Annotated in this window: 20 protein-coding genes and 1 riboswitch; of the genes, 5 read left to right on the forward strand and 15 right to left on the reverse strand. The window is 69.3% G+C overall.

The window, feature by feature from the left end:
* Positions 1-7 precede the first annotated feature (7 nt).
* Complete coding sequence (locus QN239_RS28705) at positions 8-1,273, forward strand: uracil-xanthine permease family protein (protein ID WP_499017004.1); 1,266 nt, start codon at positions 8-10, stop codon at positions 1,271-1,273.
* On the opposite strand, the gene QN239_RS28710 is transcribed toward QN239_RS28705, so the two are convergent.
* From QN239_RS28710 to thiO, 13 genes are all read right to left on the reverse strand, one after another.
* Positions 1,254-2,270, reverse strand: coding sequence for an NAD(P)/FAD-dependent oxidoreductase (locus QN239_RS28710; protein WP_499015535.1), 1,017 nt, complete (start codon positions 2,268-2,270; stop codon positions 1,254-1,256). The genes QN239_RS28705 and QN239_RS28710 overlap by 20 nt on opposite strands.
* Positions 2,271-2,283: 13 nt before the next feature.
* On the reverse strand, positions 2,284-2,778 hold the full coding sequence (locus tag QN239_RS28715) for an isoprenylcysteine carboxyl methyltransferase family protein (protein ID WP_499015537.1): 495 nt from the start codon (positions 2,776-2,778) through the stop codon (positions 2,284-2,286).
* Between the two features lie 5 nt (positions 2,779-2,783).
* On the reverse strand, positions 2,784-3,851 hold the full coding sequence (locus QN239_RS28720; protein WP_372517253.1) for a type III polyketide synthase: 1,068 nt from the start codon (positions 3,849-3,851) through the stop codon (positions 2,784-2,786).
* Positions 3,852-3,921: 70 nt separating this feature from the next.
* On the reverse strand, positions 3,922-6,021 hold the full coding sequence (locus QN239_RS28725) for an MMPL family transporter (protein WP_499017005.1): 2,100 nt from the start codon (positions 6,019-6,021) through the stop codon (positions 3,922-3,924).
* Positions 6,022-6,062: 41 nt separating this feature from the next.
* Positions 6,063-6,347, reverse strand: a complete 285-nt coding sequence (locus QN239_RS28730; RefSeq protein WP_187098156.1) for a hypothetical protein — start codon at positions 6,345-6,347, stop codon at positions 6,063-6,065.
* 8 nt (positions 6,348-6,355) lie between these two features.
* Positions 6,356-7,771: a M28 family peptidase gene (locus QN239_RS28735; RefSeq protein WP_499015539.1), complete on the reverse strand. Its 1,416-nt coding sequence runs from the start codon at positions 7,769-7,771 to the stop codon at positions 6,356-6,358.
* Positions 7,768-9,264: a M28 family metallopeptidase gene (locus tag QN239_RS28740; protein WP_499015541.1), complete on the reverse strand. Its 1,497-nt coding sequence runs from the start codon at positions 9,262-9,264 to the stop codon at positions 7,768-7,770. Before QN239_RS28740 ends, QN239_RS28735 begins: the two co-directional genes overlap by 4 nt.
* Positions 9,265-9,287: 23 nt before the next feature.
* Positions 9,288-9,956, reverse strand: a complete 669-nt coding sequence (locus tag QN239_RS28745; RefSeq protein ID WP_499015543.1) for an ABC transporter permease — start codon at positions 9,954-9,956, stop codon at positions 9,288-9,290.
* Positions 9,953-10,849: an ABC transporter ATP-binding protein gene (locus tag QN239_RS28750; protein WP_499015545.1), complete on the reverse strand. Its 897-nt coding sequence runs from the start codon at positions 10,847-10,849 to the stop codon at positions 9,953-9,955. Before QN239_RS28750 ends, QN239_RS28745 begins: the two co-directional genes overlap by 4 nt.
* Positions 10,846-11,604, reverse strand: a complete 759-nt coding sequence (locus QN239_RS28755) for an SGNH/GDSL hydrolase family protein (protein ID WP_499015548.1) — start codon at positions 11,602-11,604, stop codon at positions 10,846-10,848. The genes QN239_RS28750 and QN239_RS28755 overlap by 4 nt, the downstream gene beginning before the upstream one ends.
* On the reverse strand, positions 11,601-12,392 hold the full coding sequence (locus QN239_RS28760; protein WP_499015552.1) for a thiazole synthase: 792 nt from the start codon (positions 12,390-12,392) through the stop codon (positions 11,601-11,603). The genes QN239_RS28755 and QN239_RS28760 overlap by 4 nt, the downstream gene beginning before the upstream one ends.
* Positions 12,385-12,582, reverse strand: a complete 198-nt coding sequence (thiS, locus tag QN239_RS28765; RefSeq protein ID WP_499015553.1) for a sulfur carrier protein ThiS — start codon at positions 12,580-12,582, stop codon at positions 12,385-12,387. The genes QN239_RS28760 and thiS overlap by 8 nt, the downstream gene beginning before the upstream one ends.
* On the reverse strand, positions 12,579-13,571 hold the full coding sequence (gene thiO / locus QN239_RS28770; RefSeq protein ID WP_499015555.1) for a glycine oxidase ThiO: 993 nt from the start codon (positions 13,569-13,571) through the stop codon (positions 12,579-12,581). Before thiO ends, thiS begins: the two co-directional genes overlap by 4 nt.
* Positions 13,561-13,672: riboswitch (TPP riboswitch) on the reverse strand. (Overlaps the previous gene by 11 nt.)
* A gap of 31 nt (positions 13,673-13,703) precedes the next feature.
* Between thiO and thiE the strand changes: the two genes are divergently transcribed.
* Positions 13,704-14,357: a thiamine phosphate synthase gene (gene thiE / locus QN239_RS28775; protein WP_499015557.1), complete on the forward strand. Its 654-nt coding sequence runs from the start codon at positions 13,704-13,706 to the stop codon at positions 14,355-14,357.
* Here the strand turns inward: thiE and QN239_RS28780 are convergent.
* Positions 14,347-14,829, reverse strand: a complete 483-nt coding sequence (locus QN239_RS28780) for an NUDIX hydrolase (RefSeq protein WP_167156398.1) — start codon at positions 14,827-14,829, stop codon at positions 14,347-14,349. The two genes, thiE and QN239_RS28780, sit on opposite strands and share 11 nt — an antisense overlap.
* 104 nt (positions 14,830-14,933) lie before the next feature.
* Here QN239_RS28780 and glnX point away from each other — a divergent pair, with 104 nt between their 5' ends.
* The 3 genes from glnX to QN239_RS28795 are packed head-to-tail and all read left to right on the forward strand — an operon-like array spanning position 14,934 to position 19,497.
* A complete protein-coding gene (glnX, locus tag QN239_RS28785; RefSeq protein WP_090358836.1) occupies positions 14,934-16,250 on the forward strand; it encodes a protein kinase G-activating protein GlnX in 1,317 nt (438 codons plus the stop codon).
* Complete coding sequence (locus QN239_RS28790; RefSeq protein ID WP_499015561.1) at positions 16,250-17,206, forward strand: glutamate ABC transporter substrate-binding protein; 957 nt, start codon at positions 16,250-16,252, stop codon at positions 17,204-17,206. Before glnX ends, QN239_RS28790 begins: the two co-directional genes overlap by 1 nt.
* The gene (locus QN239_RS28795) at positions 17,206-19,497 is read left to right on the forward strand and encodes a serine/threonine-protein kinase PknG (protein WP_499015563.1); all 2,292 of its coding nucleotides are present in this window, start codon (positions 17,206-17,208) and stop codon (positions 19,495-19,497) included. The genes QN239_RS28790 and QN239_RS28795 overlap by 1 nt, the downstream gene beginning before the upstream one ends.
* Here QN239_RS28795 and gloA2 read toward each other — a convergent pair.
* Entirely contained in the window at positions 19,494-19,880 is a 387-nt protein-coding gene (gene gloA2 / locus QN239_RS28800) for an SMU1112c/YaeR family gloxylase I-like metalloprotein (RefSeq protein WP_499015566.1), read from the reverse strand. The genes QN239_RS28795 and gloA2 overlap by 4 nt on opposite strands.

Here is a 19,880-nt window from a genome sequence, read left to right on the forward strand (position 1 = left end):
AGTGAGCATGCTCAGCTGGAAGCACGTCGAACCAACCCATGACGGCACGTTCGTCGTGGCCCCCGACGAACGGCTGAGCTGGCCGCGCACCATCGGCATCGGGGCCCAGCACGTGGTGGCCATGTTCGGCGCCACCTTCCTGGTCCCGGTGCTGACCGGGTTCCCGCCGGCGACCACCCTGCTGTTCTCCGGGGTGGGGACCATCGCCTTCCTGCTCATCACCGGCAACCGGCTGCCCAGCTACCTCGGGTCCAGCTTCGCGGTGATCGCACCGGTCACCGCGGCCGTGGCCGCGCACGGGACGGGCAGTGCGCTGGGCGGTTTGGTGGCGGTGGGCGTGCTGCTGATCCTGATCGGCGGCATCGTGCACGTCGTCGGTACCCGCTGGCTCGACGCGTCGTTACCGCCGGTGGTGACGGGGGCGATCGTCGCGCTCATCGGGTTCAACCTCGCGCCCGCGGCGAAGAACAACTTCGAGAAGGGACCGCTGGTCGGCATCGTGACGCTGGTCCTGCTGGTCGGCACGCTGGCCTTCTTCAAGGGGCTGGTGGGCAGGCTCGCCATTTTCCTGGCCGTCGTGCTCGGCTATCTGCTGGCCCTGGCCCTCGGCGAGGTGGACACCGCAGCCATCGCGGCGGCGCCGTGGATCGGGCTGCCGCAGTTCCACGCGCCGTCCTTCAACCTCTCGGTGCTGCCGCTCTTCCTGCCCGCGGTGATCGCCCTGGTCGCCGAGAACATCGGGCACGTCAAGTCCGTCGGCCAGATGACGGGTACCGACCTGGATCCGGTGATGGGCCGGGCCCTGGCCGCCGACGGGGTGGCCACCGTACTGGCCGGCGTGGGCGGCGGGTCTGCCACCACCACCTACGCGGAGAACATCGGTGTGATGGCGGCGACGCGCATCTACTCGACCGCGGCGTACTGGGTGGCCGCCGTCGTGGCCATCGTCTTGTCGTTGTGCCCCAAGGTCGGTGCCACCATCTCAGCCATCCCACCCGGTGTTCTCGGTGGCGCGACCATCGTGCTCTACGGGCTGGTGGGGGTGCTCGGCATCCGGATCTGGCTGACCAATCACGTGGACTTCTCGCTGCCCGTCAACCAGATGACCGCCGCCATTCCGTTGATCATCGGGATCGCCGACTTCACCTGGCAGATCGGCTCGTTGACGTTCACCGGTATCTCGCTGGGCGCCATCGCGGCACTCGTCGTGTACCACGGGATGCGGCTGCTGGGCGCCCCCAGCCGCCACGAACCTAGTCCCCCAGCGCACTGACGACACGCGAGAACACCGCGGGCAGCGCGGCCGCCACCGGAGTGATGCCGGCGCGCACCGGCCCGATCCCGGTGGCGTGCAGCAGGGCCGCCGTCAGAAAGCGGTAGCGACGGGTCAGGGACCGCCACCGCCTGTCGTAATCCGCTGTGCGCCCGGTGAGTACGCAGTCGATCAGGAGTTCGGCCGCGCCGAAGGCCAGTCCCATGCCCTCCCCGGTCAGTGCATCGACATACCCCGCGGCATCGCCGACCAGCAGCACCCGCCCGGCGGTCCGGTCACGCACCTTCTGCCGCAGCGGCCCGGCCGCCCGGTCCTGGCCGTGCGGCGCACCGTCCAGCCGTGCCATCAGTGCCGGAAACTGTCTCAGGTGCTCCTCGAAGCCACCGCGCGTCGACTTCAGGATGGCCACGCCGACGCAGTCCGGACTCACCGGCGTGACATACGCTTCGGTGTCCCTGGACCAGTGCACCTCCACACAGTCCGACCAGGGCGGGACCTGCACATGCCGCCGTATCCCCCACCGGCGCTGCGCCGCCTCACCCGCCGACAGCCCCAGCGCGCGGCGGATCGGTGAGTGCAGACCGTCCGCCGCGGCCAGATACCGCGCCCGCAACCCCGCCGCGGATACCGACTCCGAATCCTGGGTGACCTCACCGACCTCGCCGTGCACCACCTGCACCCCGGCCGCGGCGGCGGCCTCGGACAGCGCGGTGTGCAGTACGGTCCGCCGAACCCCTCGACCGGGACCGTGCCTGAATCGCGCTTCGGCGGTACGCCGTCCATCGAGGTAGCGGATGCCCCGAAAATCCTGACCGACGGGACGCACACCGATGCGTTCCAGCTGCCGCAACGAATGAGGCATCAACCCTTCGCCGCACGCCTTGTCGATCGGACCGCGGCGATGTTCGACGACGACGACCTCCAGCCCTGCCCGCGCGGCGTGCACCGCGGTGGCGAGACCGGCCGGACCACCTCCCGCGACGAGCAGGTCGATCACGACGGGCCGTTCATCAAGCCAGGCTCCGCAGCGCTTCGTCTTCCACGCGGATCCGGGTGCGCAACAGCATCGCATTGGCGACGGAGAACACCAGCGCCGTGACCCATGCGCCGCCGACCAGGGGCAGCGCCGCCCCTTCGGCCACCACCGCCACGTAATTCGGGTGCGGCACATAGCGATACGGCCCGCCGACGACACGGTCGGCACCGGGTACGACGACCACCCGGGTGTTCCACTGCTTTCCGAGCGTGGTGATGCACCACCAGCGCAGCACCTGTGCGGCCAGCACCACCCACAGCGCCACCCGGCTCCGGCGCTTACGCACCCGCGCCTCGGCGACCGCGCCGACCAGCAGACCGGTGTGCAGCGCGACCATCACGGGATAGTGACCCGCGCCGAACTCCTTGCCGCCGTGCGCCTTACTCCACTTCAGGTTGCGATTGGAGACCACCAGTTCGGCCACCCGCTCGACGGCCACCAGCAAGATCAGGGTCAGAAAGCCTCGCATGGCGATCAGCGCCAGCGCAGCAGGACGAGTTCCGAGCAGAATCCCGGCCCCATGGCCATCAGCACCCCCGGCGTACCCGCGGGCGGCCGCTTGCGGATGGTGTCCCGCAGTACGTGCAGCACCGAAGACGACGACAGGTTGCCCACCTCCGCCAGCGACTGCCAGGTCAGGTCGAGGGCATCCGCCGGCAGGCCCAGCGTGTCGATGATGGCCTCGATCACCTTGGGGCCGCCGGGATGACTGACCCAGGTACCGATATCGTCGATGGTGAGGTCATGGGCGCCAAGGAAATTCGTGACATCGTCGCCGAGATAGCGCCCGACGAATCCGGGTACCTCGGCACTGAGCACGATCTCGAAACCCTGGGTGCCGATATCCCAGCCCATGGCGTGCAGCGAATCCGGATACAGATGACTGGTGGAGTCGAGCACATCCGGTCCGGTGGGATTCATCCGTTCGGCGCGGTCCCGTCCCACCGCGACCACCGCGGAGGCGCCGTCGCCGAACAGGGCGCCGGCGACCAGGGTCGGCATCGACGGATGGTGTTTGCGGGTCAGCGAACACAGCTCCACCGAGACCAGGACCGCGACCTTGTCCGGGGCACCGCGCAGGTAATCGTTGAGCCGGGCGACCCCGGCGGCCCCCGCGACGCATCCCAGGCCGAAGATCGGGATCCGGCGGACGTCCGGGCGGAGACCGAGCCGGCCGGCGATGCGGGCGTCCAGGGACGGCACCACCGCTCCGGTCACGGTGGTGGTGATGATCAGGTCGACGTCCTCGGGGCCCAGACCGGCCTCGTCGAGCGCGCCGGACAGCGCAGCACACCCCAGATCGGTTGCGTGCTCGATGAAGAGATTGTTTGCTTCCCCGAAGTCGGTGAGCCGCGCATACTCCTCGATCGGCAGCACCGTGTACCTGCTCTGCACCTTGGCGCTCTTGTGCAGAGCGCGGACCATCTGCTCGTGCTCCCGATAGCCAGGGAGGGCCAACAGCGTTTCGGTGACCTCGGCTTGGGTGTATCGGTGCGGCGGAAGAACGCCGTGGACTCCGGCGATGGTGCTGTAGCTGGACACGTCGGCGACATTAGTTCCCATACCAAGGACACGGGGGGCCACGTCATCCGGTTCAATCCGGTTCCTGGAATTAGTCTGTGAATCCGAACCGATCGTGCAGCCGCGCCAATGGTTTCGGCGCCCACCAGTTCCACCGGCCCATCACCTGCATGAACGCGGGCACCAGCATCATCCGCACCAGGGTGGCATCCATCAGGACCGCCATCGCCAGGCCGAGGCCGAACATCCGCATGAATGACACGTTTGCCGCAATGAGTGCGGCGAATGAGATCGACATCACAAGCGCCGCAGCGGTTACCACGCGACCGGTTCTGGCCAGGCCCAGCGCCACGCTTTCGCCGACATCGGCCGCGGTGCGCCCGGATGCCAGCCAATACTCGCGGATTCGCGACAGCAGGAACACCTCGTAGTCCATGGACAACCCGAAGGCGATACAGAACAGCAGCACCGGAATGTTTGCCACCAGCGTGCCGGTGGGCGTGGTCCCGAATGCGCCGAGGTGACCGTCCTGGAAGATCCAGACCAGCGCGCCGAACGCCGCCGACAGCGAGAGCACATTGAGCACAAGTGCTTTCAAGGGCAGCACGAGGCTTCCGGTGAGCAGGAACAGCAACACGAAGGTGATCACGGCGATCAGACCGAGCACCACCGGCAAGCGCGAGGTGATCGCGTCCACGCTGTCCCGGTTCAGCTGGGCCGCTCCGGTGATCAGCACCTCCCGGCCGGCCGGTGCCGCCACCGCATGCAGACCGTCGAGCTGTGTCTCGGAGGCATCGGAGAACAACGGTGCGGTGCTCGACACGGTGAGGTAGCTGCTGCCGTCCTTCTCGACCGGGGGCGACACCGCCGACACGTCGATCACGGCATCCAGTTCGGTGACATAGCGCTGCATCTCGGCGGCGGGGATCCCGGCGGAGTCGGGTAGCACGACGGTCACGGCGGTGGCCGAGTTGTTCACGAAATCGTCGCGCAACCGGTCGCCCACCTGGTGCGCCGACGCCGACGCCGGCAACACCCGGTCGTCGGGGAAGCCCCATCGCACCCCGGTGAAGGGCAGGCCGAGCAGGACCAGCAGGGTGACCACCGCCAGACCGATCGACACCGGTCGGCGCAGCACGAATCTGGTTGACCGGTACCAGAATTGCCGTTCCACCGGCTTGGAGTGGCCGGCCCGGCCGCGCAGCCTGTCCCCCAGCAGCACGATCGCCGCCGGGGTCAGCACCAGCGCGGCGAGGGCCGCGAACACGACGGTGGCCACTCCCGCGTAGGCGAATGATTTCAGGAAGTACATCGGGAACAGCACCAGGGTGGACATCGGCAGCACCACAGTCGTCGCCGAGAACACCACGGTCCGGCCGGCCGTCGCCATGGTGCGCACCAGCGCATCCCCGGGTTCCCCACCGTCGGCCAGCTCATCGCGATACCTGCTGATCATCAACAGCGTGTAGTCGATCGCCAACGCCAAACCCATTGCCATACAGAGGTTCAGGGCGAACACCGACACCTCGGCGAACCACGTGATCACGTGCAGCACCGCCAGGGATCCGAGGATCGCCAACACCCCGACCACCACGGGCAGCGCCGCCGCCAGCAGCCCGCCGAACACCCAGACCAGCACCAGGAAGCTGAACGGTATGGCGATCGACTCCATCAGCAGCAGATCCCGCTGCGACTGTTTGGTGATCTGCGAATTGACCATCGCGGTACCGCCGGCCAGGACGCTCACCCCGTCGCGGTCATGCACCAGGCGGTCGGTGAGTTCCGTGGCGTTGTCCTGCGCATGCTTCTCGCCGCCCCCTATCCCGGCGACGATCAACCCGGCTTTGCCGTCCTTGCTGAGAAGTTCGGCGAGTGCGGGATGCGGCGTGTCCCAGGCGGAGTTCACCGTCGCGACGTTCGGGGACGCATGCAGTTCGGCGGCGGTCTCCGTGCCCACCGCGCGCGCGGCCGGGCTCATCGCACCGTCGGGTGACGATACGACGATCAGTAGCTGCATATCGCCCTGGTCGAATTTCCGGGTCAGCAGATCGGCGGCTCGCGACGACTCGGCTCCCGGGTCGGAGAATCCGCCGGCGGTCAGCTTCTGCGCCACCGGCACGCCGAACACGGCCGCCGCCACCGCCATCAGCGCCGCGGTGATGAGGATCCGCCTGGGTGCGGCAAGGGCCATCCGGGCGAGACGTTCCACCGGCCCATCGTGCCCGATGCCGGTCAGTCGCGGTGGGTTTCCTCTTCCCGTTCGACGTCCAGCTCGATATGCGCGCGGATGCGGCCGTTTTCGTCGGTCCAGCCCTTGGACCGGGCGAAGTCGATCATCGCGGCCAGCTTCTGCTGCCACTGTGCGTCGCCACCGCGGCCGGCGAGTTCGCTGAGGTCGGCCGGATCCACCCAGGAATGCGCAGCGGTCACCACGACGACCTTGAACGCGGTGAAATCCTCGGGTTCGCAGACCTGGACATCCGGTGGGGTGGTACGGGTGTCGACACGCAGGTACACGGCACTCCTCAGGGCTTGCGGTGGCGGCTGTCCCGGGCCGGGACGCCGTTGGGTCCGTCGGTGGATGCGGCGTAGGCGCCGACGGCGAAGGCGATCGCCGGGCCGGCGAGGGAAAGCGCACGGTGGTCGACGTTGTCGATCCCGTCGCGGGGACCGCCGGTATTCGGGTCGAACGGCCGGCCGGCAGTCCCGCCCCAGAGCCGGGCCTGTACCGGCGTCTTCTTCTGCAGTCCGCCGGTGGTGACGCCGCCGGCGGGGATCCCGGCCGCCAGGAACGGGCTGTAGTCGCTCACGCGGTCGAGCGGCATGTCGGCGGGTCGGACGCCGGCCAGGTTGAGATATCCGGCCAGTGTGCGTTCCACCCCGGCCGAGCCCTCCGGGACCGAGGTGATCTCCGGGTTGGGTGGGCCGGACTGGTCGCCGTCGTAGGTGAAGAATCCGGCGTTCGGCGATCCCAGCATCTCGGCATCCAGGTAGACGGCGATGTCGTCGAGCTGGTCGGCCCCCAGACCGGCGAGGTATTTCGCCGCGGCGCCAAGGGTTTCCGACCCCCAGAACGCGAACCGCACCGTGTTCGCGATGGTCGGCGACGGCCCGAGCGCCGTCGCGGTGGCCAGCAGCGCGGCGACTCCGGTCCCGTTGTCGTTGATGCCAGGGCTGCCCGGTGCGCTGTCCAGTTGCGCCCCGGCCATCACGACGTTCCCGGTGGCGCCGGTCTTGGTCTGGGCCAGGACGCTGCGGGACCGCGCCAGACTGGCCTTACCGTTCAGGGTCAGCCGTACGGGGGCGTTGGTGCGGCGCAGCGCGGCGTCCACATCGCGGTCGATGATCGCGACGGGAACCTTGAGGTCTTGGTAATAGCCCCGCGGGAACAGGCCGGGTACGGCTTCGTTGGCCACCACCAGCAGGCCGGCGGCACCCGCCGCCACGGCCGCATTCTGCTTGTCGACCACCGAACACCCCAGGGCATCGACGATCACCAGCGCGCCGGTCGCGCTGGGGGCGCCGCGGTAGTCCGCCGCCGTGCAGCCTGCCGGTTTGGCCGGGCGGACGCTGAGTGCGCTCAGCCCGCCGGGCGCCGTCGGCGCCAACGGCGAACCCTGGTCGACGGGATAGCGCTTACCGGCCACTTCCAGCGTCGGTGTGCCGGGGTCACCGGTCTTGAGCCACTCGAACTCCGGGGTTTGCACGTCGAAACCCTTGTCGCGCAATACCCCGGCAATGTAGTCCACCGCGGCGTCGAAACCGGGGGTGCCCGGTTCGCGGTTGCCGATATCGCTGAGCTTCTGCAGATGGGTGTACATCGCGTCGGCGGTCACCTTGCCCGCCAGGTACTGGGCCGAGATCTCCGGCGACGGCGGTGGCGGGGGTGAGCAGGCGCTCAGCGTGACGACGGCGCATGCCGTGACGATGAGGCGTCTCATGAGCCGGACAGGGTGTGCCGGGTGCGGTCGTCGCGGACCGGAACCCCGTTGCGTCCGCGTTGATCCTGGGCATACAGCGCCACTGCGTAGCCGACGCCCTTGCCCTGGATGTCCAGCGAGGTGCGGTCGATGTGGTCGAGGGTGTCGGTGGCCTGGTGATAGTTCGAGTCGAACGGCTCGTTGGCCTTACCGCCCCAGCGCTGGGCCTGCTCCTCGGTCATATCCACCTCGGCGCCGGAAAACAGTCCACCGGACGGGATCCCGGCCTGGGTGAACCCGTCGTAGTCGGAGCGACCGTCGAACGACGTGTCCTCCGCCGGCTTACCCGCGCCGTCCAGGTAGGCGACCAGGGTGCGTTCGATACCCGCGGAGCCTTCGGGCACCCTCGGCACGCCACCGTCCTTGTCCGGCGGCAGGGACTGGTCGCCGTCGTAGGTGAAGTAGCCCGGGTTCGGCGAGGCCAGCATGTCGAAATTCAGATACAGCGCAATGTCTTTGAGTTGATCGACGTCCAGTGTGGAGATGTAGTTGGTGGAACCGAGCGTACCCAGTTCCTCCGCACCCCAGAACCCGAAGCGCACCGCATTGCGGACGTCCGGCGAACTACCCATCTGCAGCGCGGTTTCCAGCACGGCGGCGGTTCCGGAACCGTTGTCGTTGATACCGGGGCCCTCGGGCACGCTGTCCAGGTGCGCGCCCACCATCACCACATCGGCGGCGGATCCGGTCTTGGTCTGGGCGATCACGTTGCGGGTGCGTTCGACGTTCACGCCGGCTTTCATCGTCATGGTCACCGGTCCCGGGGCGGCGCGCAGCCGGGCACCCTCGGCCTTGGTCACGCCGACCACCGGGATCTTGACGTCGGTGCCCTCACCGAGGGTGGCGCCGAATTCGTCGCCGTCCACGTTGTTGGCGACGATCAGCGCCAGCGCGCCGCGCTTGGCGGCGACGGACTGCTTGTCGCCGAACGGACACGAGCCGCGATTGACCAGCACCACCGAGCCCTGCACCGGGAGGCCGTCGTAATCCGACTCGGCGCAGCCCGGCGTGTCGTCGGCGCGCGCCACGACCAGCGGGCCGCTCACCCCGCCGTCCGGTGTGCCGATGGTGTAGTTGAGGGGCTTGGCGGTCACCCGCGCCCCCGCAACCGTCAGCACCGGGTCCTCGGCGAACGGCAGGCGCACCTCGAACTCCGGCGTTTGCACATCGAAGCCTTTGCCCCGCAGCGCATTTGCCACATAGTCCACACTGGCCTGGTATCCCGGCGTGCCCATCGCCCGGGTGCCGTTGTTGGCGTCGGCGATCTCTTGCAGCTTCGTCAGGTGGGCCATCATCGCGTCGGTGGTGATCCGGTCCCGGATGGTGGCGGCGTACCCGGTGTCCGGCGCCGGCGTGGGCTGCACGGCGGTGGGCTGCGGCGCAGGCGCGTGGCCGCAACCGGCCAGGACCGCCACGGAAACGAAGACGGTTGCCGCGTGTGATCTGAGCCGCATAGGACCCACGGTAGCCGACGCCCTCAGGCATCCCGGCGGGTCACCACCACGGCCGCCACCGCGAAGACCGCGGCCGCCACCGCGCCGAAGTACAGCGCCGAGCCCGCCGGGCCCCACCACATGGTGAAAGTCTGCAGCCACGTGACGCCGGTGAAGGCATTCGCATTGGTGAAGGGCAGCAACGGGCCGACCCGCGCCCCCAGCTCCGGGCTCACCCCGATCAGCGGTTCGACCACGAACGGCAGGAGCAGCAGCACGGCGACGGCGGCGGCACTGTGCCGCACCAGAGCGCCCAGCCCGACGGCCAGCACCGCCCCCAGTGCGGCGTAGAGCGTCACCGCACCCACCGTGTGCCACACCGGCACCCCGCCGGCCAGCACCATGGACCCCACGGTGGCCAGGCCACTGACCACGACGGAGAATGACACGGCGACAACCGCTTTCGCCGCGAGCACGCGGATCCGGCTGGGGGTGGCCAAGAAGGTGGTCCGGATCATCGCCGTGCGGTACTCGCCGGTGATCGTCAGTGCGGACAGGATCATCAGGACCGGGACGCCGAATGCGGCGGCCCCGAGCTCGGGCCGGTCCGGGATCGCCGTGGCCAGCCCCAGACTGAGCACCAGCACCGCCAGCGCCGTCCAGGCCGGGGACCGGGTGCTGGTCAGTTTGAGGTATTCGGACCTGATGGTCATGCGCCGGCCCGGTATTCGGTGGCACCGTCGGTGCGGCTCAGGTACGCCTCCTCCAGCGAGGCCCGCACCGCGGTCAGCTCGTGCAGGGTGAGGCCGTGCCGGGCTGCCAGCTCGCCGATCCGCTCCAGCGTGGCACCGCCGACCCGCAGTGCGCCGCCGTCCCGGGTGACCGAGATGCCTTCGGCCGTCAGCACCGCGGCCAGCCGGTCGGCCTGCGGGCTGCGGACCAGTGCGTCGGCCGCGGAGGCCAGGAACTCGTCCATCGAGGTCGCGGCGATCAATCGGCCGCGGCCGATCACCACCAGCCGGTCGGCGGTGTTGGCCATCTCGGCGAGCAGATGGCTGGAGACGAACACGGTGCGCCCCTCGTCGGCCAGCGAACGCATGAAGGTGCGCACCCAGCGGATGCCCTCGGGGTCCAGTCCGTTGACCGGTTCGTCGAAGAGCAGCACCTGCGGGTCGCCCAGCAGCGCCGCCGCGATACCGAGACGCTGGCTCATGCCCAGGGAGAACGCCCCGGCCCGTTTCCCGGCCACCTCGGTGAGCCCCACCTGGTCCAGCACCTCGCCCACCCGGGAGGCGGCGATCCGGTTGCTGGCCGCGATCCAGCGCAGGTGCGCGCGGGCCGACCGGTTCGGGTGCACCTGTCGCGCATCTAGCAGCGCGCCGACGGTGCGCAGCGGGTGGGTGAGCTCGTGATAGCGCTTGCCGAGCACCGTCGCCGTCCCCGCGGTCGGCCGGTCCAGACCGAGGATCATTCGCATGGTGGTCGACTTCCCGGCGCCGTTGGGGCCGAGAAAGCCTGTGACCACGCCGGATTCGACGGTGCAGGTGAGATCGTCGACGGCGGTGGTGGCACCGAAACGTTTGGTGAGGCCGGTGAGTTCGATCATTGCGCGGCTACCACCAGGTCGGCGACCGCGCGCATACCCGCGGCATTGGGGTGCAGCGGCGCCGGACCGCGGCCGGGCAGCGGCAGCACGATCCAGCTGGGTTTCGTGGTCCAGGGATCCCGCGACCACGGGTGGTGATCACGGCTGGCCGCCCCGGCGCGCACCACGTCGCAGCCGGTTTCGGCCGCGGCGGCGGCGGTGGCGCGTTCCAGTCCGTCCGCGAGGCGGTGCCCGAGCGCGAACAGCTCCGCGGGCAGCGGCGGCGACGCGGTGTCGGCCGGCGGCAGCAGGGTGAGGTAGTCGACGAACAACACCCGCGCCCGGGGCGCTCGCGCCCGGATCGCGGTGCCCACCCGGACCAGCGAGTCGTGCACCGCCGCGAGCGCGGCGTCCCTGGCTTCGGGGTCGAACAGGTCGCCCACCGGCGTCATCCGGCGCAGCAGCCCCGGCAGCGCCGCCACACTCAACAGCGGCACATAGCCCACGTCATTGCCGCCGATGGTCACCGTCACCACCGCCTCGGACCCGTCCAGGGCCTCGATCTGCGGCGGCGCTCCGTGCTGACGTTCGCTCAAGATATGCGCGGTGGTGGCCCCGGAGAAGGTGACGTCCACCAGATCCAGCCCGAGCCGCGCGGCAGTCAGGTGCGCGTAGTTGCGCGCCGAGCGCATCGCCAGGACGGGCGATCCGGCGGCGCGCGGTCCGATACCGGGTCCGGCGGCCATCGAGCTGCCCAGCGCGACATAGCGTTTCACGGGGCGGCGGGACTCGACGCTTGTGCCCAGAACCGTTTCGGGATCCGGCCGGCCGCTCGCGCCAGATATCCGGCGGTGACGGCCGCGGCCATCGCGGCGGCCATCACCGGCGGATCGGCGGCACGGGTGACGGCGCTGGCCAACAGCACGGCGTCACAACCGAGTTCCATGGCCAGCGCGGCATCGCTGGCGGTGCCGATACCGGCGTCCAGGATGACCGGCACCCCGGCCCGGTCCACGATCATCTCGATGTGATGCGGGTTCGCGATACCCAGTCCGGTCCCGATCGGGGAGCCCAGCGGCATGACGGCCGCGCAGCCGGTGTCCTCCAGTCGCTTCGCCAGCACCGGGTCGTCATTGGTGTAGGGCAGCACCACGAAGCCGTCGTCCACCAATTGCTCTGCGGCCCTGACCAACTCGATGGCGTCGGGCAGCAGGGTGCGCTCGTCGGCGATGACCTCGAGTTTCACCCAGTCGGTACCGAGCGCCTCCCGGGCCAGTCGCGCGGTCAGCACCGCCTCGGCCGCGCCGCGACACCCCGCGGTGTTGGGTAACGGCGTGATGCCGAGCCGGCCGAGCAGATCCAGCACCCCGGTGCCGGTCTCGGTGTCGACGCGGCGCATGGCCACCGTGGTCAACTCGGTGCCCGACGCGATCAGCGCCTCCTCCAGCACCGCGAGGTTGGCCGCACCGCCGGTGCCCATGATGAGCCGTGAGCCGAACTCCCGGCCGGCGATGGTGAGTTTTGTCGATGAGCCGCTCGCGCGAAGAGCATCACGGTCAGCCACCCTGCACCGCCGTCACCACTTCCACCCTGGCACCGTCGGCGAGCACGGTGTGCCACTCCGATCGCGGCAGCACCTCCCAGTCGACGGCCACCGCGATGCCCTTCTCCGGAAAACCCAAGTCACGCACCAGCTCGTCGACCGTGATCGCATCCCTCACCTCGGCCTCCTCGCCATTGACCAGCAGTATCATCGCGCTCCTAACTCGCATGCGATCCGCTCCGCGGTCCACGGCGCCAACAGGAATCCATTACGCCCGTGCCCGGTGGCCACCAGCGTGCGTTCGTCCAGCCTGCCCACGATCGGCAATCCGTCGGGTGTCATCGGCCGCAGCCCCGCGGCACACTCGGCCAGCTCGTACTCCCCCAGCGCAGGCATCACGGCGCACGCATCGTCAAGCAGGTCGCGCACCCCGGTGACCACCGGGGCGGTGTCGCGGCCGTGTTCGTACTGGGTGGCGCCGATCACCACCCCGTCGGCCCGGGGCACCAGATAGACCTGCCTGCCGTGCACGCGCGCCCGGACGACCCGCTGCGGCACCGGCATACAGCCCTTGCGCCAGCGCAGCCGCAGCACCTCGCCCTTGACCGGACGCACCTGCAGGCCCGGCCACAGGGCCGGGGCGTCGATCCCGTTGGCGATCACCCGCTGCCCCGGCACCTCGGCCAGGTCGGTGACCGGGGGCGCCCACTGCACGCCGGCGGACTCGCAGGCCGACGCCAGGGCGTCGACCAGGGCGCGGTTGTCCACCGCGAGTTCCGTCTCGGCGACGAAACCGTGCCGGATGCCCGGGGCCAGCAGGGGCTCGATATCCCGGGCCGCGGTCGTCGGGCTGACCGGCTGTCCCTGCGCCGAGAGCCAGTCGGCGACGGTGTGCAGATCGGCGACGTCGGCCCGGTCGACCGCCACCACCAGCGATTCGCGTGCGGTGACGACCTCGGCGGGCAGTCCCTGCAGGAACCCGGTGTGCCACAGTTTGAGCGATTCCAATCCCAGTGCCAGCTGGGCGTCCTCCCCCGGCCAGCCCTCGCTGTGTGGGGCGAGCATGCCGCCGGCCACCCAGGAGGCCCCGCGCTCCCCGGTGTGGTGCAGGCGCACCGACCAGCCGTCCTGCGCGGCGCGGCGGGCGATCGACAGCCCGATGACGCCGCCACCGATCACGGCGAGTGCACGTTCAGACATTCCCTCTCCCTTCGCCGGCATGACCCGGATCAGGTGTAACGGTCAGGGCTGGTCATTGGCCCACTCTCAGCCCCGGTCCCGGGACTCCCGTGTCGGCTGTCCAGGGTACTCGGCCCCGCCCGAGATCCCGGCGTGGTTAACCTCGGGCCTGTGGATCCACGTACGCGTCTCGCCGACTCCCGCCTGTATCTGTGTACCGACGCCAGACTGGCCCGCGGTGATCTCGCCGAGTTCGCCGACGCCGCACTCGCCGGCGGGGTGGACATCATCCAACTACGCGACAAAAGCATCGAGGCCCGCCAGGAGCTCGCCGCCCTGGAGATCCTGGCCGACGCCGCCCGGCGGCACGGCGCCCTGCTCGCGGTGAACGACCGCGCCGATGTGGCGCGGGCCGCGGGTTCGGATGTGCTGCACCTCGGGCAGGACGATCTGCCACTGGACGTGGCGCGCTCGATCATCGGGGAACGTCCCGTCATCGGCCGCTCCACCCATGACGAACACCAGGTCGCCGCCGCGCTGGCCGAGGCCGTCGACTATTTCTGCACCGGGCCGTGCTGGCCCACCCCGACCAAACCGGGCCGTCCCGCGCTGGGTCTGGACCTGGTCCGGCACACCGCGGCGCTGGCACCGGAGCGGCCGTGGTTCGCCATCGGGGGTATCGACGCCGAGCGGCTGCCCGAGGTCCTCGAGGCGGGGGCACGCCGCATCGTGGTGGTCCGCGCGATCACCGAGGCCGACGACCCGGAGGCCGCCGCGCGTCACCTCAAAGACGCGCTCACGGCCTGAGCAGCGGGATGGTCGCGGTGACGCTGCGCAGCCGGTCCCAGCTGGCCGCGAACCCGGGGTGCAGCGGCAGGTCGATGACCTCGTGCTCGGCGACCCAGCGCAGTTCGGAACTCTCGCGGTTGGGCGTGGTGGTCAGCATCTCGGTGGCGTCGGCGATGACGGTGGTGTACGACCAGCCCGGTACCTCGTGCGTGACCACCGAGATCCGGACCGTCAAGTGGACCGCTTCCAATCCAGCTTCTTCAAAGGCTTCGCGGAACGCCGCCTCCTCGACCGATTCGTGGCTGTCCCTGGCTCCGCCGGGCAGACCCCAGGTTCCGCCCTGGTGGCTCCACGGGGCGCGATGCTGCAGCAGCACCGCGGCGCCACCGCCGGGACCCGGCGCACGCAGCAGCAACCCGGCCGCACCATGGCGGCCCCAGAAATGCCCACCGCCGTCGGACATCACCCAACCGTCACCGTCGCCACGCACGCGTTCAGGATAAGGCTCCGCGAATTCCCACACGTCCCACCAATCTCTCTTAGACTTTCATTAATCGCCCACCAAACCACTCTGTGAGGGAGGTTCGCGCACCCGTGACCGTGGAGTTGGCGCATCCGTCGACCGAACCGCTGGCCTCACGGTCGCCGGCCACCCCTGCACATCCGCGGTGGGCGTTCCTGTGGACCACCCCGGGCCGCATCCTCACCATCGGTGTGGTGCTGTCCGCGCTCGTCATCGCCTGCGCGTTCGCCACGTCACGCACCGTCGGCGACCGTCAGCAGGCGCTGACGACGGTGCTCAACCACACCGAACCGCTGTCCTTCGCCGCCGGTCAGCTCTACACCACGCTCTCGGTCGCCGACGCCGCCGCGGCCACGGCGTTCATCGCCGGCGCGGAACCCACCGATGTCCGGCAGCGCTACGAACAGGCCATCACCGATGCCTCGGTCGCCGTCACCCGGGCGTCCAGCGGGCTGACCGACGAGCCGATGATCCAGCTGCTCGGCCGGGTCAACGGGCAGTTGGCCATCTACACCGGGCTGGTGGAGACGGCCCGCACCAACAACCGGGCCGGCAATCCGGTCGGTTCGGCCTATCTGTCCGAGGCGTCGGCCTTGATGCAGACCCAGATCCTGCCTGATGCCCAACGGCTCTACGAGGCCACCTCGGCACGCGTCGACACCGAGACCGCCGCCTCGGCGCGCATCCCGGCCTCGGTCATCATCGTGGTGACCGCCACCATCCTGTTCGGGTTGTTCGCCAACCGCTGGCTGGCCCGGCGGACCCGGCGGCGGGTCAACATCGGTTTCGTCGCGGGCGGACTGGCGGTGCTGATTATGGTGGTCTGGGTGGGTACCGCACTGGTCATCTCGACCACCGACAGCCGCAGTGCGAAAAACACTGCGGCGCAATCGCTGAAGACGGTCACCACGATGGCGATCACGGCGCAGCAGGCCCGCGCCGACGAGACCCTGGCCCTGGTGCGCCGCGGCGATGTGGACGTGCGCAAGCAGTCCTACTACCAACGCATCGACGCCATGCAACAGCAGCTGTCGATCTACCTGAGCGGCGATGACGTCAACAAGGGCGATCTCGTCGATGCCGAGCAGCTGCTGCGCAAGTGGCGGGCCGCCGACGACCGGATCAACGCCTATATCGCCGTCGGCGACTACCAGGCGGCCACGCAGGTGGCCCTGGGCACCGGCGAGGACGACTCCACCCCCGCGTTCGGCAAGCTCGACGAGGCACTCACCAAGGGCATCGCGGACAGCCGCAACCAGCTGCGCACCGATATCCTCAACGCCCGCCGGGTGCTGTCGGGGGCGACGGTCGGCGCGGCGGCACTGAGCGTGATCGCGGCGATCGCCGTCACCCTGGGCCTGTGGCCCCGGCTGAGTGAGTATCGCTGATGAACAAGATCTGGTGTGTGCTGGCCGCGACGCTGGTCGTCGCGGGCTGCTCCCAGAGCGCACCCGCGGCACCGATCCCGGAGGTGACGCTGGCTCCCCCGACCCCGGCCGGGATGCAGCAGCTGGCTCCGGATCCGTCGCCGGCCCCCGCGCGCACCGAGCACTGCGACCGCACCGCCAGCCTGCGCCCGTTCCCGGACCGCCGGCAGGCCGAAGAGGCCGTGGAGAAGATCCGCAACCGTGGCCGGCTCATCGTCGGGTTGGACATCGGCAGCAATCTGTTCTCCTTCCGCGACCCCATCACGGGAACCATCACCGGCTTCGACGTCGATATCGCCGGCGAGGTGGCCCGCGATATCTTCGGCACCCCGTCGCAGGTGGAATACCGCATCCTTTCGTCGGCCGACCGGCTCACCGCACTGCAGAACGACCAGGTCGACATCGTGGTCAAGACCATGAGCATGACCTGCGCGCGCAAGGAGCTGGTGGCGTTCTCCACCGAGTACCTCTCGGCCAACCAGCGCATCCTGGCCCCGCGCGATTCACAGATCAGACAGGCCGCGGATCTGGCGGGCAAGCGGGTGTGCGCGGCGACCGGCACCACATCGTTGGAACGGGTGAAACAGATCGATCCGCCGCCGGTCATCGTCGAGACGGTGACCTGGGCGGACTGTCTGGTCGCCCTGCAACAGCGCCAGGTCGACGCGGTCAGCACCGATGACACCATCCTGGCCGGTCTGGTCAGCCAGGATCCGTACCTGCACATCGTCGGCCCGAGCATGGCCGAGGAGCCCTACGGAATCGGGATCGGCAAGGAGAATCCCGGCCTGGTCCGCTTCGTCAACGGCACCCTGGAACGTATCCGCCGGGACGGGACGTGGAACACGTTGTACCGCAAGTGGTTGACCGTGCTGGGTCCGACACCCGCGCCTCCGGTGGCGAGGTACGTGGACTGATGGCCGACCCCGACACAGGCACCGAACCCGACGACCCCGGCACCCGGCCGGCCAGCCTGGCCGACCTGGAGGAGTTCGAGGACTTCGACAGCGACTCCGTGGCGACCGTGCGGCCGATGGCCACCCAGGCCGTATACCGCCCGGACTTCGGGGATTCGGAGCGGTTCGCCCGATCCTCTGGTGGGACCGCCACCACCGAACCGACCGAACACCTGACGGCGGCGACCCGGCCGCGCTCCCCCACCCGCCGCCTGGGCGGTGGACTGGTCGAGATCCCGCGGGTGACCGAACGCAACCCGCTGGCCGCGCTGATGACCAATCCGGTGGTGGCCGAGTCGAAACGGTTCTGCTGGAACTGCGGCAAACGGGTGGGACGCGCCTCTGCCAAGGACGGCACGCCGGCCCGTTCGGAGGGCACCTGCCCCTACTGCGGCAGCGCGTATTCGTTTCTGCCGCAACTCAGTCCCGGTGACATGGTGGTGGACCAGTACCTGATCAAGGGCTGCATCGCACACGGCGGCCTGGGCTGGGTGTACCTGGCGTTCGACACCAACGTGAACTACCGCCCGGTGGTGCTCAAGGGCCTGGTGCATTCCGGCGACGCCGAGGCGCAGGCCACCGCGATGGCCGAACGCCAGTTCCTGGCCGAGGTGACCCACCCGGCCATCGTCAAGATCTTCAACTTCGTCGAACACGCCGACAAGCACGGTGATCCCGTCGGCTACATCGTCATGGAGTACGTCGGCGGTACCTCGCTCAAGCAGGGCAAGGGAACCAGACTGCCTGTCGCGCAGGCGATCGCCTACATGCTGGAGATCCTGCCGGCGCTGGGCTACCTGCACTCGCTCGGGCTGGTGTACAACGATCTCAAGCCCGAGAACATCATGGTCACCGAGGAGCAGCTCAAGCTGATCGACCTCGGCGCGGTATCCCGGATCAACTCGTTCGGATTCCTTTACGGGACACCGGGTTACCAGGCACCGGAGATCGTGCGGACCGGCCCGACGGTGCAGACCGACATCTACACCGTGGGCCGTACGCTGGCCGCGCTGACCCTGAACCTGCGTACCCGCAAGGGCCGCTACGTCGAGGGGCTGCCCGACGACGATCCGGTGCTGACCACCTACGATTCGTTCGGCCGGCTGCTGCGCCGGGCCATCGACCCGGACCCCCGGCGCCGCTTCACCAGCGCCGAGGAGATGTCCGGCCAGTTGCTCGGTGTGCTGCGCGAAGTGGTCGCCCAGGACACCCGGGTGCCCCGGCCCGGCCTGTCCACGGTGTTCAGCCCGCCGCGATCCACCTTCGGGGTGGACCTGCTGGTCGCACACACCGATGTCTACCGGGATGGTCAGGTGCATTCGGCGAAGCTGACCGCCCCCGAGATCGTCAAAGCCCTGCAGGTGCCCCTGGTCGATCCGGCCGATGTCGGCGCGCCGATCTTGTCCGCCACGGTGCTCAGTCAGCCTGTGCAGACCCTGGATTCGCTGCGCGCCGCCCGGCACGGCACCCTGGATTCCGAGGGTATCGACCTGTCCGAGTCGGTGGAACTGCCACTGATGGAAGTGCGCGCCCTGCTCGATCTCGGCGACGTCTCCAAGGCCACCCGCAAGCTCGACGATCTGGCCGAGCGGATCGGCTGGCGCTGGCGGCTGGTCTGGTTCCGCGGCGTGGCGGCGCTGCTGACCGCCGACTTCGAGACGGCCACCAAGTATTTCACCGAGGTGCTCGACACCTTGCCCGGCGAGCTGGCGCCGAAGGTGGCACTTGCCGCCACGGCCGAACTGGCCGGCACCGCCGATGAGCGGCGCTTCTACGAGACGGTGTGGCGCACCGACAACGGGATCATCTCCGCCGGTTTCGGCCTGGCCCGCGCCCAATCGGCGGATGGGGATCGCGACGACGCCGTGCGCACCCTGGATCTGGTGCCCGCCACCTCGCGGCATTTCACCACCGCGCGACTGACCAGTGCGGTGACGCTGCTGTCCGGCCGGTCGATCAACGAGGTGTCCGAGCAGCAGATCCGCGATGCCGCACGGCGGGTTGAAGCACTGCCCGAGAGCGAACCACGGGTGCTCCAGATCCGCGCGCTGGTGCTGGGCACCGCCATGGACTGGCTGGCCGACAATACGGCCAGCACCAACCACATTCTGGGTTTCCCGTTCACCCAGCACGGGTTGCAACTGGGCGTGGAGGCGTCGTTGCGCAGCCTGGCCCGGGTGGCCCCGACCCAGGCGCACCGGTACGCACTGGTCGACCTGGCCAACAGCGTGCGACCGATGAGCACGTTCTAGACTTCGTAGAGTTCCAGCGGAAGATCGTCGGGGTCCTTGAAGAAGGTGTAGCGGCGATCGGTGTGCTCGTCGACGCGGATCGGTTCCACCGCAACACCTTCGGCTTCCAGGTCACGCACCGTGGCGTCGAGGTCGTCGACGGCGAAGGCCAGGTGCCGCAGTCCCTGCGCTTCGGGCCCGTTCGGCCGCCGCGGCGGATCCGGGAAGGAGAACAGCTCGATCTGGGTGCCGTCGGGCAGCGCCAGATCCAGCTTGTACGAGCCGCGTTCGGCGCGATACACCTCCCTGATCACCGTCAGCCCCAGGACATCGGTGTAGAAGCGTTTGGACACCGCGTAATTCGAGCAGATCACCGCGACGTGGTGAATGCGCTGTAGGCGCAC

Source organism: Mycolicibacterium sp. Y3 (assembly GCF_051188035.1).
GTDB classification, from domain to species: Bacteria; Actinomycetota; Actinomycetes; order Mycobacteriales; family Mycobacteriaceae; genus Mycobacterium; species Mycobacterium fluoranthenivorans.